Annotated in this window: 9 protein-coding genes; 6 read left to right on the forward strand and 3 right to left on the reverse strand. The window is 62.1% G+C overall.

The features are described 5' to 3' along the window. Positions 1-77 precede the first annotated feature (77 nt). Both ACFPN2_RS34845 and ACFPN2_RS34850 read left to right on the forward strand, forming a co-directional pair. Complete coding sequence (locus ACFPN2_RS34845; RefSeq protein ID WP_380605363.1) at positions 78-1,865, forward strand: cytochrome c peroxidase; 1,788 nt, start codon at positions 78-80, stop codon at positions 1,863-1,865. Between the two features lie 110 nt (positions 1,866-1,975). Further along, positions 1,976-2,329, forward strand: a complete 354-nt coding sequence (locus ACFPN2_RS34850; RefSeq protein ID WP_380605365.1) for a UrcA family protein — start codon at positions 1,976-1,978, stop codon at positions 2,327-2,329. Here ACFPN2_RS34850 and ACFPN2_RS34855 read toward each other — a convergent pair. The 3 genes from ACFPN2_RS34855 to ACFPN2_RS34865 are packed head-to-tail and all read right to left on the reverse strand — an operon-like array spanning position 2,215 to position 7,905. Then, positions 2,215-5,349: an efflux RND transporter permease subunit gene (locus ACFPN2_RS34855; protein ID WP_380605367.1), complete on the reverse strand. Its 3,135-nt coding sequence runs from the start codon at positions 5,347-5,349 to the stop codon at positions 2,215-2,217. The two genes, ACFPN2_RS34850 and ACFPN2_RS34855, sit on opposite strands and share 115 nt — an antisense overlap. Positions 5,350-5,362: 13 nt before the next feature. Next, the gene (locus ACFPN2_RS34860; RefSeq protein ID WP_380605369.1) at positions 5,363-6,472 is read right to left on the reverse strand and encodes an efflux RND transporter periplasmic adaptor subunit; all 1,110 of its coding nucleotides are present in this window, start codon (positions 6,470-6,472) and stop codon (positions 5,363-5,365) included. Next, positions 6,469-7,905 carry an efflux transporter outer membrane subunit gene (locus ACFPN2_RS34865; protein ID WP_380605371.1) on the reverse strand — a complete coding sequence of 479 codons (1,437 nt, stop codon included), beginning with the start codon at positions 7,903-7,905 and terminating at the stop codon, positions 6,469-6,471. The genes ACFPN2_RS34860 and ACFPN2_RS34865 overlap by 4 nt, the downstream gene beginning before the upstream one ends. 120 nt (positions 7,906-8,025) lie before the next feature. Here ACFPN2_RS34865 and ACFPN2_RS34870 point away from each other — a divergent pair, with 120 nt between their 5' ends. From ACFPN2_RS34870 to ACFPN2_RS34885, 4 genes are all read left to right on the forward strand, one after another. Continuing rightward, entirely contained in the window at positions 8,026-8,730 is a 705-nt protein-coding gene (locus ACFPN2_RS34870; protein WP_380605373.1) for a response regulator transcription factor, read from the forward strand. Beyond that, on the forward strand, positions 8,727-10,046 hold the full coding sequence (locus tag ACFPN2_RS34875) for a sensor histidine kinase (RefSeq protein WP_380605375.1): 1,320 nt from the start codon (positions 8,727-8,729) through the stop codon (positions 10,044-10,046). The genes ACFPN2_RS34870 and ACFPN2_RS34875 overlap by 4 nt, the downstream gene beginning before the upstream one ends. Before the next feature lie 68 nt (positions 10,047-10,114). Continuing rightward, positions 10,115-10,900, forward strand: a complete 786-nt coding sequence (locus ACFPN2_RS34880) for a MipA/OmpV family protein (RefSeq protein WP_380605377.1) — start codon at positions 10,115-10,117, stop codon at positions 10,898-10,900. A gap of 89 nt (positions 10,901-10,989) precedes the next feature. Continuing rightward, positions 10,990-12,012 carry an AAA family ATPase gene (locus tag ACFPN2_RS34885; RefSeq protein WP_380605379.1) on the forward strand — a complete coding sequence of 341 codons (1,023 nt, stop codon included), beginning with the start codon at positions 10,990-10,992 and terminating at the stop codon, positions 12,010-12,012.

Consider the following 12,012-nt stretch of genomic DNA (forward strand, 5'->3'; position numbering starts at 1 on the left):
GGAACAGCCGTCGTTGAGTCGCGGCCGCTTTGTCATTAATCTGGTTGTAAAAATGACGGCGGGGAAACGGAACTCACATGCTGGCGCGTTATGTTGGATTGGCGTCGTTGCTGTTGCTTGCAGCCTGCGGCGGCGGTGGCGGCTCGGGCAATTCCAATACGCAGGCCTCTAACCCGCCGTCGAATCCTCCCACTGGAACATCGAACCGCGCGCCGGTGGTCGCGTTGGAGAATCCCACGCAAATCGCCATCCATCGACATGCGTTCAGCTACGACGCCTCACAAGGGGGCCGCACCTTCAGCGATCCGGATGGAGACGCGCTCACCTATGACATCAAGCTGGGTCACGTCTACAACCCTTATAACGATCCGAATCCGCCTCGAGGACTGAGCATCCAGGGCACACGCATCTTCGGCGCGCCCGAAGAGTTGGAAGGGGTGTATGTAACGATTACGGCGACCGACAGGCACGGCTTGAGCACCAGCCATCAGTTCGTTATTCGCGTCCTGCCGAACAGCGCTCCGACGGTGACCAACGCCAATGAAGACCGCTTGATTGCGGTCGGCGGTCAAGTCGATCTCGAGGGCACTCGCGGCGGCTCCGCCTTCAGAGATCCGGACGGCGACCCGCTGACGTATGAAATACAGCTGCGCGGCGCTTCGAGCGCGCTGAGCATCGCGGGTACACGCGTGTTTGGCGGACTCGACGCGGTCGGGCTGGTGGAAGTCACAGTGATCGCAAGAGATGCGTACGATGGCGAAGCGCGCGACGTATTCCTGATCGCCGCTCCCGCGCCGGAGCCCGGTGTGCCGACGATGCCCGATCCCGGTTACGTGTATCGAGACGAGGCGCTGCCCTTGCCTTCGATGTTCAAGCCGTATCCGCAGTCGCCGACGCTGGCCCTTCACGATACGTCACCGCCCGATAACATCACATCCGATGCGGGCGCCACGCTGGGTCGCGTGCTCTTCTACGACAAGCGACTCTCGATCACCAACACGCACGCCTGCGGTTCGTGCCATTCCCAGGCCCGCGGCTTTGCCGGTACCCAGCGATTCGATACCGGTGCGCTGGGTATACCGCTCAGGCGCAGCAGCATGGCACTGACCAATGTACGTTTTAATAACAGCCGGAACTGGTTCAGCGACATGCGGGCTCACACGCTGCAAGAGGTCGTGCTCACAGCGCTGCAAAATCCCGAGGAGCTCGGCAGCCCGCTGCAAGTCGTGGAAGCGAAGTTACGGACGACGTCGTTCTATCCACCGCTGTTCACAGCGGCGTTTGGCTCGGCGGACATCACCAGTGAGCGGATTGCCAGGGCGCTCGCCCAGTTCCTGCAATCGTTGATTTCCTATCAAGCAACGATCGATGCCGCGGTCAATCCCATGGAGTACGGCGATACACCCGACCCGTCGGCGGTCATGACCGCCCAGGAGCTACGCGGGCTGGAGATCTTTCAGAACGTCGGCAATTGCACGCTCTGTCACGAGATCAATCGGCAGATCAACAATTGGTGGGCCAACAACGGCATCGACGAGGTGCCGCTCGACCCGGGCACCATGGATCTGGCGCTCCGGCGCGACGGTTCTATCGGCGTATTCCGGGCAGCCTCGCTCAAGAACGTCGCGGTCAGCGCCCCGTACATGCACGACGGACGATTCGCGACATTGCGCGAGGTCATCGAGCACTACGATCACGGCGTCAAGGACAGCAGGAATCTGGATGGCATCCTGCGCGATGTGACCTTTGCCCCTCGCCGTATGAACCTGAGCGAGCAAGACAAAGATGCGCTCGAAGCCTTGCTGCGCAGTTTCACCGACAATCATTTTCTGACCGATCCGAAGTTCTCCAATCCCTTCCTCTGAAAGCGCCGCGCCGATCCTCACGCTTCTTTCACGGCGAGGCTCACTCTTTTCTAACGAGGGTTTCCGACACTGGGTCCGAACCGAACCCGTGTCCTCAAGGAGCCCCGATCATGAAATTCACTTTCGAAACCCTCCGAGCCGCGATTCCGGCAGGAATCGCGCTCGCATGCCTCGCTTTCCAGCCCGCACAGGCCGAACCGCGACCGGGAACGACCCGGCAGCTGCTGAGCGAGAACGTCACGTTCGCCGATCTCGACCTCACTCGAGAGCAGGACGCCCAGATCCTGCTCGTCCGGATCAAAGACGCGGCTTACCGCGTGTGCGGCGGCGACCCGCGACGTCACGTGGCTTATGACCTGATGCCAGCTCGCGTCGAGCTTGCGTTCAGGGAATGTCGTGAAGGCGCGGTCGCACGCGCCGTCGCGACCATCGACATGCCCCAGGTGACTGCATCGTCGAGATAACTGTAGACCACCGGGATCGCCAGCAGGCTCAGGGCCGTCGACGTGATCAATCCGCCGATCACGACGACGGCCATGGGCGAGCGAAAGCTTGGATCGGCGCCCAACCCCAATGCGATGGGCAACATGCCCGCGCCCATCGCGATCGTCGTCATGACGATGGGGCGGGCGCGCTTGCGGCAGGCGTCGACGATCGCCTCCCAACGGTCCAGCTGGTGATCCCGGCGCGCGATGACGATGTAGTCGAGCAGCAGAATGGAATTCTTGGTGACGATGCCCATCAGCATCAGCAACCCGATCATCGCCGGCATCGACAGTCCCGATCCGGTCAGGAACAGGGCGAGGAATGCGCCGGGAACAGACAGCACCAGCGCGGCCAGCACGGTGACCGGTTGCGCGAAGTCCTTCAGCAGGAGCACCAGCACCATATAAATGCACAGCACGCCCGTCAGCATGGCCAATGCGAAGCCGACCGCCAGCTCTGCCATTGCCTCGGCATCTCCCGCCGATGTGAGGACGATTCCTCGTGGCGGATTTTTCAGGCTTGGAAGCGCGAGCGCCGCGTCCTCGACGTCACCTAAAGCGCGGCCGTTGAGCTCGACTTCGAAAGTGACATTGCGCATGCGGTCATATCGCGTGATCTGCGACGGCCCGCTTTCCATCTGTAGCGAAGCCACGCTCTCGAGCGGAACCGGTCCACGCGCGCCCGGCACAGGCAGCCGTCGCAATGTTTCCAAGTCCTCGCGTGCCGCATCTGTGAGCCTCACGACCACGGGAACTTGTCGCTCACTCAGGTTGAGCTTCGCAAGGTCCTGGTCGTAATCCCCCAACGTAGCCACTCGCAGAGTCTCGGCGATTGCCGCTGACGTTACACCAAGGTCGGCAGCGCGAGCGAAATCGGGACGAATCACCAGTTCCGGTCGAACCAGACTGGCCGATGAGATCACCGCGCCAACGCCGGGAATCGTTCGTAGCTCGCGCTCCACTTGCGCCGCGTACTGTGCCAGGCGCTGACTGTCTTCTGCCGCCATGACCAACATGAAGTTCTCGCCCGATTCGCCCATTCCCACCTTGATGCGCACGCCAGGCAGTACCGCGAGCAATCGACGGAACTCGGACTCTATCGCTTGTCTTTGCAAGCCGCGGCGTTCATTGCGATGAGTGAGATTGATCGTCAGCACCGCCGTCGTGACACTGGCGGCCGGCGCACTTTCCGAGTCCGTTGGATCGCTGCCCGCGCTGCCTCCGCCGATGGCCGTGTACACCATCTTCACATGTTCGTTCCGCTGCAAAATGGCCCTCGCCCGCTCCGCCATCGCCGTCGTGTCCGCGAGCCTGCTACCCGGCGGAAGCGACAGCGTGACCTGTGTCTGCGGGCCATCGTCCTGCGGAATGAACTCCTCCGGCAGCTGCGTCGCCAGCACCAACCCGCCGCCGAAGAACAAAGCAACGATGAGCATCGTCACGAACCGATGTCGCAGGCAGAGTTGCACCAGGGAGAGATACTGAGCGATCCATCGCGGCTCTGCGCTGGCGTGCGACGTTGTCGCCTTGAGCAGATACGCCGCCATCATGGGCGTAAGCATTCGGGCAACAACAAGCGAGAAGAACACCGCAATGGCCGCAGTCCAGCCGAACTGGACGAAGTATTTGCCGACGATGCCGCCCATGAGTGAGGTGGGCAGGAACACCGCGATCAATGTGAACGTCGTCGCGACGACCGCGAGGCCGATCTCATCCGCCGCTTCCATCGAAGCCTGATAGGGAGACTTGCCCATCAGCAGATGACGCTCGATGTTCTCGATCTCGACGATGGCATCGTCGACCAGCACGCCGATCACCAACGACAGCGCCAGCAGCGATACGGTGTTGGCCGTAAAGCCCATGAGATGCATGACGGCGAACGTCGGAATGGCCGAGAGCGGCAAAGCAACCGCCGCGATGACCGTGGCGCGCCAGTCCCGCAGGAAAAGGAACACGACGACGATAGCCAACGCCGCGCCTTCGTAGAGCAACATCATCGAGCCTTCGTAGTTCTCCACGACAGGATCGACGGAGTTGAAGCTCTCCGTGATCGCTATTTCCGCATTGCTCTGTTTTATTTCTTCGAGCGCCGCACGTACGCCGCCAGCCACTTCGATCTCACCGGCGCCTCGTGAGCGCGTGATCTCGAATCCGACGACCGGTTCGCCATTCAACAGCGCGCGAGACCTCGGCTCCGCAATTGTGTCGGAAACAGTTGCCACCTGATCCAGTCGCAACCGGCGGCCGTCGCTGAGCGAAAGCTCCATCTGCGCGATCTCTTGCGCCGTGGCAACCGTTGCAATCGTCCGCACCGATTGCTCGGTACCGCCGAAGTCGACACGCCCACCCGACGCTTCCTGCTGCGACTCTCTCAGCTGCCGGGAAATGTCGGCCGCCGTCGCGTTGAGCGCCAGCAGGCGCACGGGATCCAAATCGACGCGCACCTCCCGCATCACGCCGCCGACTCGCGACACCGCGCCCACGCCTGGGACTGCAAGCAAACGTTTACTGATCTGATTATCGACAAACCAGGACAGCGCCTCCTCATCCATTCTCGATGAGGCCACGGTGTAGGTCAGAATCGGAGCGCCGGCCAACTCGATTTTCTTGATGACAGGATCGCGCAGAGCGGCCGGAAGATCGGCGCGAATGCGGGACACGGCATCGCGCACATCGTCCAACGCCTCTTGCAGCGGCTTCTCGATGCGGAAATCGACGGTGATACTGGCGGAGCCGTCGGTGAGCGAGCTCTCGATGTGCTTGATGCCTTGTGTGGTGGCCAAGGCATTCTCGATCTTGCGCACGACGTCATTCTCGAGCTGCGATGGCGACGCGCCCGGCAGCTGCGCCGTCACCGTGACCTGAGGCAGCTCGATGTCCGGGAAGTTCTGCACCTTCATGGCCTGAAATCCCAGCAGGCCCACGAAGGTCATCAGGACGAACAACAGGACGGTGGCGGTCGGATTCCGGATCGCCCACGAAGAAACATTGAAACTCATGGGTCGGTCCTGCTCAGATGGCGACGCCGGACGGTTCTTCACGGACCAGATCGCCGTCGCTCAGAAAGCTGCCGCCGGATTCGACGACCCGCTCGGAAGGATCGAGCCCGCCCGTGATCTCGATCCGATCGCCGGCTCGCCGACCCACGGACACTTTGGTCTGGATAACCTTGGATTCCGGGCTGATCCGCAAGACATAGCTAAAACCATCACGCAGCAGCACCGCACTCTGTGGCAAGGTCAACGCGGTGTCGGCGCCCGTTTCAAAGTAGCCGCGAACAAACATGCCTGCGCGCACCTGCTCTGCACTCGTCACAGGCAGGTCTACATAAACCAACCCGTTGCGAGTCTGCGTGTCGATGGCTGGCGCAACGACTCTCAGCCGGCCTTCGATCACCCGATCGCCCGCGGTTGTGACATAGACTTTCTGTCCCGGCGACAGCTTCATCAGGTCGGCGCTCGCGACTTCCGCACGCCATTCCAATCGTCCTTTGCGGATCAGGCGAAACAACTCCTGTCCCGCGGGCAGCACGGCACCGACCGTCGCAGTCCGCGATGACACGAGACCATCGTCCGGCGCCAGGACCTGAGTCTGGGCCAATCTCAACCGATGCCGCTGCTCGATGGCTTTGGCCGCCTCCAGCTTCGCGCGTGCGGCGCGCTCGGCAGTGACGTATTGATTGATCTGTTGCACCGACATTGCGCCGGTGGCATCCAACACACGGGCGCGCTGAGCATTTGCCTGCGCCTCGGTCAGTGTCGCCGCCGCCTCTTCCGCCACGGCCCGGGCCTCCGCGAGCTCGGCGATCACAGTCTCGGCTGCGAACGTCGCCAACACTTCGCCACGCTTCACCCGGTCGCCAACGTTCACCTTCACTTCGGTGAGCCGCAGCCCCTCCGCTTCGGCGCCGATACTCGCCTCTTCCCAGGCGGCAATGTTTCCTGTGGCCGAGATGCGAATCGGCAGCGATGACTGCTGAGGACTGATCGCTGTCACCGTGAGTGCTGGATTGGTCACGGCGGCCTGCTCTATCCCGTCGCCACTCGCACTTGCCAGCAAGATACTCAAGGCCATCGCGGCAACGACGCTGACGATGAGCACGGGCCTGGACAGTAGCTTCATGGTCGATCAACCTTCAGAGACGTTTGAATCGCATCCGGCGACCAACCGCCGCCCACGGCCCGATACAAATCGATCCAGGCAACGATGCGATCCCGGTGGAGCGAAACGACGGCACGTTCCGCGGCAATCAAGTTGCGGCGGGCCTCTTCCAGTTCGAAGAGACTGGCGCCGCCGTTCTTGTATCTTTGGTCGACGGCGGCGTACGAGCTTGCAAACCCTTTGGCGGCGATAGCCACGTTATTGTCACGGCTCGCCGCGCTCTCCAACAGCACGAGGGCGCTCTCAACTTCACGTATCGCTTCACGCAGCCTGGCTGCGTAGACAACGGTGCTGGCCTCGTAACGCGTGTGAGCAGCGGTAGCATTCGCCTTGCGCGCTCCACCATCGAACAACGGCATCGTCACTGCCACGGGACCCACGCTCCAAACGCGGCCGTCCGTCGTGACACCGCCGCTCTCCATCCGCAAGTTACCGATGCTTCCCTGCAAAGTAATTCGTGGCCAGCGCTGCGCTTCGGCTCGATCCGCCTCGGCGCTGGCCATCTCCACATCGCGGGCTGCCGCGAATATATCCGGACGCTGCGCGAGAGCATCTGCCGGAACTGCAGCCACAGTGAGCTCGACCGGCGTCGGCAAGGTCGCTTCGCCTACCTGAAGATCCCGACGTAGCAGCGTCTCGTCTTCACTCGTCAGCGAGACCAATGATTTCACCAACAGATCGCAACTAGCTCGCTGCTCAATCAGCCCGGATCGACTTTGAGCCGCACCGGCCCCAGCCTGATCCGCAGCGGCATTCGTCTCGAAGCCCGCTCTCGCCAGCAGACTGACGACGTGTGCGGTCTGCTCATACGAGTCGACCTCACGCTCGGCCTGGTCGATGAGCGCTTCACAGAGTCGCAGCTCGGTGTACGTCTTCGCGATCTCCGCGGCGACCAGGATTCGCGCCTCATGCCACCGGGCCTGACTGGACTCCAGGCTCGCTTGCGCCGCGCCGGCGCCCGCACGATTCGCACCGAACAGATCGAGCTCCCAACTCACATTCACCGTGGCCGACGAGGTCGTGGCTACGGGCTGAACCAGGTCGGATCTCGCCCTGCTTCCATTGCTACCGGCATCCAGCAAGGGCAGGAGCTGAGCGCGTTGCGCAGTTCGATTTGCCCGCGCGTCGCCGACACGAGCCGTTGCTTCCGCGAGTGTGGGACTGACTCGTTGCCCGGCCTCGATCAACCGCAACAGCAACGGATCGTTGAACTGCGACCACCAGACGCTCAGATCGGATAGTTCGCCGTGATGGGGCAGCTGCGCGTGCCATTCATCCGGCACGTTATGACCAAGATCGCGTGCAGGTCGCTGCGAGGTCGATGCGCATCCGGCGATCAACAGTGCGAACGCCAGCCCGGTCACGGATCTTTGCTTGGAAGCGCTTCGACTCATGCGGGCCATGCTGGCCGGCGCGTGTCGTGGAAATGTCGCCGCCGGCAGACCACTCTTGCCGACATTTGCACGACATCGCATGCTGATCCTATTGGCCGTGCCGTCTGCCCTGGAGGCAGAGTGAACAAGACCTCCCTGTCGATCCTCATCATCGAAGACAACGCGCAACTGGCCGCCAACATCTACGACTATCTGGAAGCCTGCGGCCATTCGCTCGACGCCGCGCCCGACGGCGTGTCCGGACTGAACCTGGCGGCGACCCAGGACTACGACGCCATCGTGCTCGATTGGAACCTGCCGCGAATGGACGGCTTGACGGTGCTGCGCCGATTGCGGGTCGATGAGAAGAAGAAAGTGCCGGTCATCATGCTGACCGCGCGCGATCAACTGGCCGACAAGCTCGATGGCTTCGAATCGGGCGTGGATGACTACCTGGTGAAGCCGGTGGCGTTACCGGAGCTCGAAGTTCGGTTGCGCTCGCTCGTGGCGCGCCTTCGACAATCCGTCGCGCCGGATCATGCCCTCACCGTCGCCGACCTGTCGTTCAATCTCAAGACGCTGGAAGTCACGCGCGGTAGTCGACAGGCGCAGCTGTCAAAAACCAGTCGAGCGCTGCTGGAACTATTGATGCGGGAGAGCCCCAAGGTCGTCACCCGCGAACGCCTGCAACAGGTGGCCTGGGGAGATGAGACGCCGGAGATCGACCTGTTACGGTCGCATATGTATGTGCTGCGTCGGGCGATCGATCAAGGCTCCGAGCCCAAGCTGTTGCACACCATCTCCGGCGTCGGCTATCGCCTGTGCGACCTGGACGCCGATCAATGAAGAACAGCAACAACCGAAGCCTGCACTGGTGGATCAGCGTCGGCTTGATCGCCTTCGGCTTGCTGGCCGCCGCCGCGCTGGCCCTGCAAACGTATCGCAGCCAGGCGCTCATCGAACATCGCATCTGGCGCGACCTGCTCGAGTCGATAACCCAGACCTATACCGAGCAGCGCGCATTGAATCCGAGCGCGCCGTTGCCGAATGCCGGCATTCTGCACGCCTGGTTGATACACGACGATGCGCCCACGCCTGGCATGCCGGAGTTTCTGGAGCCGCTGCCTCCCGGCTATTACTCCTCGGAGGGATGGACGGATCTGGACGATTTCGATGAAACGTTCCACGCGCTGATTACACCGCTGGACGCGGGAAGGCTCGTTACCTACATCGATATCGACGCCCTCGAGACGCAGCAGAATTGGGATGCGAGGATAACCGCGCTCTGGGGCGTTACCTTCATTGCAATGATCGCGGCGTTGATCGGCTGGCTGCATGCCAACCTGGTGCGGCCCGTCAGGGATCTGGCGTTTCGTATGCAGGCCATCGATCCCGCGATCAAAGGTCAGCGCCTGCCGACCGCATACGCCCAAGAAGAGATCCAGATCATCGCGCGTGCCAGCAACGCGCACCTGGAGCGCGTGGAGAAATTCATCGAGCGTGAGCGCAGCCTGCTCAATCAAGCCAGCCACGAGTTCAGAACGCCGATCGCGGTGATCGCCGGCGCGGTCGATGTGCTACGAATGCAGGGGCTGCCGGCCACCGCGCGGCCCGCACTGGAGCGCATTCGAACAACAGTCGAGGCACTTTCCGAGATCATGGTCGCTCTCTTGTATCTCGCTCGGGAGACAACGCCCTTTGCCGGTCCACAGGAACTGACTGCGGTCCACATCCTGCTGCCGAAGTTAGTCACGGATCATGAATATCTATTGGCGGACAAGCCCGTGCGCCTGAAAGTGACCGATCTCGAGCCCACCGTCATCGAGGCGCCCGAAGTCATGGTTCGAATTGCGGTCGGCAATCTGCTGCGTAACGCCGTCGAGAACACGTCTGAAGGTTGTATCGAGGTGTCGATCCGGGAGGGCGTCATTTGTATCGCCGACTCCGGCAAAGGGTTCGATCCCGTCGAAGCCGCGCGGCGTTACCGCGACAGTCTGCGGGCGGCCATGCCCATCCCGGGACAAGGCCTCGGCATGTTCCTGATCAGTCGGATCTGCGATCGATTCGGTTGGCACCTGTCGATAGAAACGCCTGCGTCAAGCGGCACGCGCGCCCGGCTGAACGTGAGCGCGAGCTTGTTGATCGAAACCGACGCGCGCTGACGCCCGACATTTCCGCGACATCGCCTCTTCATTCTGTGGCCTCCCCCACAGAATGAGGATCGGTCGCCATGAAAAAACTCCTGTTGCTCGCCCTGCTGGCGCAAACCGCTGCCGCGGAGGAGGCTCCTTCCGACGGGCCGCCGGGTCCGCCCTCGCGTTGGGGATTGGGCGTGGGCGCCGTTGCATCGGACAGCCCTTATGCCGGCGAAGGCACGCGGGTCATGCCGGTGCCGCTCATCAGCTACCAGGGAGAGAAATTCTTCTTCCAGGGTATCCGCGCGGGCTGGCAATTCGTTCGTACCGATGCTTTCGAATTCGCGGCCATCGCCCAATTCAAATTCGATGGCTTCGACATCAAGGATCTCAGCCGGCAGCAGCTCGCCGCGAATGGCCTCGACTATCGTCTGCTCGAAGATCGCGATGACAGTCTCGATGCCGGCGTCACCGCCAAATGGAGCGGCATGGCGGGCGAGATCGAACTCGAGCTGCTAACGGACGTCACCGACAAAAGCGGCGGCCAGCAATTCTCGCTGCAATATGGTTACCCGCTGCATTGGGGCCAGACGATGGTCACGCCCAACGTCGGCGTGACCTGGCTGTCCGACGACACGGCCAACTACTACTATGGAACGCTGGATAAAGAAGTCGCGCGTGGCGCTATCGACTACAAGCCCGACGCGGCGACCATTCCTCACGTCGGCGTCAATGTCATGCGTTCCTTCGGCAGGAACTGGTCGGCGTTCGCCTTTCTCAAATACAGCGTGCTGCCCGACGAGATCAAGGACAGCCCGTTCCTGGAGCCGGACAGCAACGGCAGCGCCTCGATTCTCATCGGCGTGTCGCGCAACTTCTAACAAGATTCCCGGGCACGCCGCTCACGAAGCGGCGTGCTACGATCCGGCACAGTGTCGCAGGTCGGTAGAGTCTCGTTAGCGAGGGTCCGATGGCTTCCGACGAACAGCTGCAGGACTGGCGGGATCGAGCGTTACAGGTCGAGCAGGAAGTCGGCAAGGCCATCATCGGCCAGCGCGACACCATCCGGCTGATCAACGTGGCGCTGTTCGCTCGCGGGCACGTGCTGCTCGAAGGCGATGTCGGCGTCGGCAAGACGACCATTCTGCGCGCGTTCTCTCGCGCCATCGGCGGAGACTTCGAGCGCGTCGAAGGCACCGTCGATCTGATGCCCGGCGACCTCATCTATCACACGTACGTCGACGCCGAAGGCAAGCCGAGAATCGAGCCCGGCCCCCTGCTCCGGCACGGCGAGCGGCTGGCGACCTTCTTTTTCAACGAGATCAACCGCGCCCGCCCGCAGGTGCAATCGTTGCTGCTCCGGGCGATGGCCGAGCGCACCGTGTCGGCCTTCAATCGCGAGTATCGGTTTCCTCACATGATCGTGTTCGCCGACCGCAACCGGGTCGAGAAGGAAGAAACCTTCGAGCTCGCGTCCGCGGCTCGCGATCGTTTCATGTTCGAGCTGCGGATGCCGACGCCCGTCGAGCCGGACATACGCCGCGCACTGGTGTTCGATCCTGAATTTCACGATGTCGATCGACTGATCGAACGAGTCGCCCCCGCCATTCTGCCGTGGCAAGAATTGAATGAGATCGGCGCAGGCATCCAGCGCAGTATCCATGCAAGCGAAGTGCTGGAACGTTACGTACTGGATTTGTGGGATGCGAGCCAGAATCCGGAGCGCTTTGGCGTGCGCCTGGACGGCGTGGATCTGTCGAAGCTGATTCTGGCCGGTGTCAGCCCGCGCGGCATGATGTCTCTGACGCGCGCCGCACGAGTCGTCGCATGGCTCGCAGGCCGAACTCACATTACGCCCGCAGATATTCATGCCGTGGCCCCATGGACGCTCGGCCATCGAGTGTTCTTTACACCGGTCTATGAGTTGCGTCGTACGCAGCTTGCGCCGGCGCTCATCGAACAAATTCTGGAACACGTCCCGACGCCGCGCTGA

Origin of the sequence: Steroidobacter flavus (assembly GCF_042651805.1) — a bacterium.
Lineage (GTDB): Bacteria > Pseudomonadota > Gammaproteobacteria > Steroidobacterales > Steroidobacteraceae > Steroidobacter > Steroidobacter flavus.

Coding starts and splice junctions, on each gene's coding strand:
- ACFPN2_RS34865 (WP_380605371.1), bottom strand. CDS start 7,905: ATGAGTCGAAGCGCTTCCAAGCAAAGATCCGTGACCGGGCTGGCGTTC.
- ACFPN2_RS34880 (WP_380605377.1), top strand. CDS start 10,115: ATGAAAAAACTCCTGTTGCTCGCCCTGCTGGCGCAAACCGCTGCCGCG.
- ACFPN2_RS34850 (WP_380605365.1), top strand. CDS start 1,976: ATGAAATTCACTTTCGAAACCCTCCGAGCCGCGATTCCGGCAGGAATC.
- ACFPN2_RS34885 (WP_380605379.1), top strand. CDS start 10,990: ATGGCTTCCGACGAACAGCTGCAGGACTGGCGGGATCGAGCGTTACAG.
- ACFPN2_RS34860 (WP_380605369.1), bottom strand. CDS start 6,472: ATGAAGCTACTGTCCAGGCCCGTGCTCATCGTCAGCGTCGTTGCCGCG.
- ACFPN2_RS34875 (WP_380605375.1), top strand. CDS start 8,727: ATGAAGAACAGCAACAACCGAAGCCTGCACTGGTGGATCAGCGTCGGC.
- ACFPN2_RS34855 (WP_380605367.1), bottom strand. CDS start 5,349: ATGAGTTTCAATGTTTCTTCGTGGGCGATCCGGAATCCGACCGCCACC.
- ACFPN2_RS34845 (WP_380605363.1), top strand. CDS start 78: ATGCTGGCGCGTTATGTTGGATTGGCGTCGTTGCTGTTGCTTGCAGCC.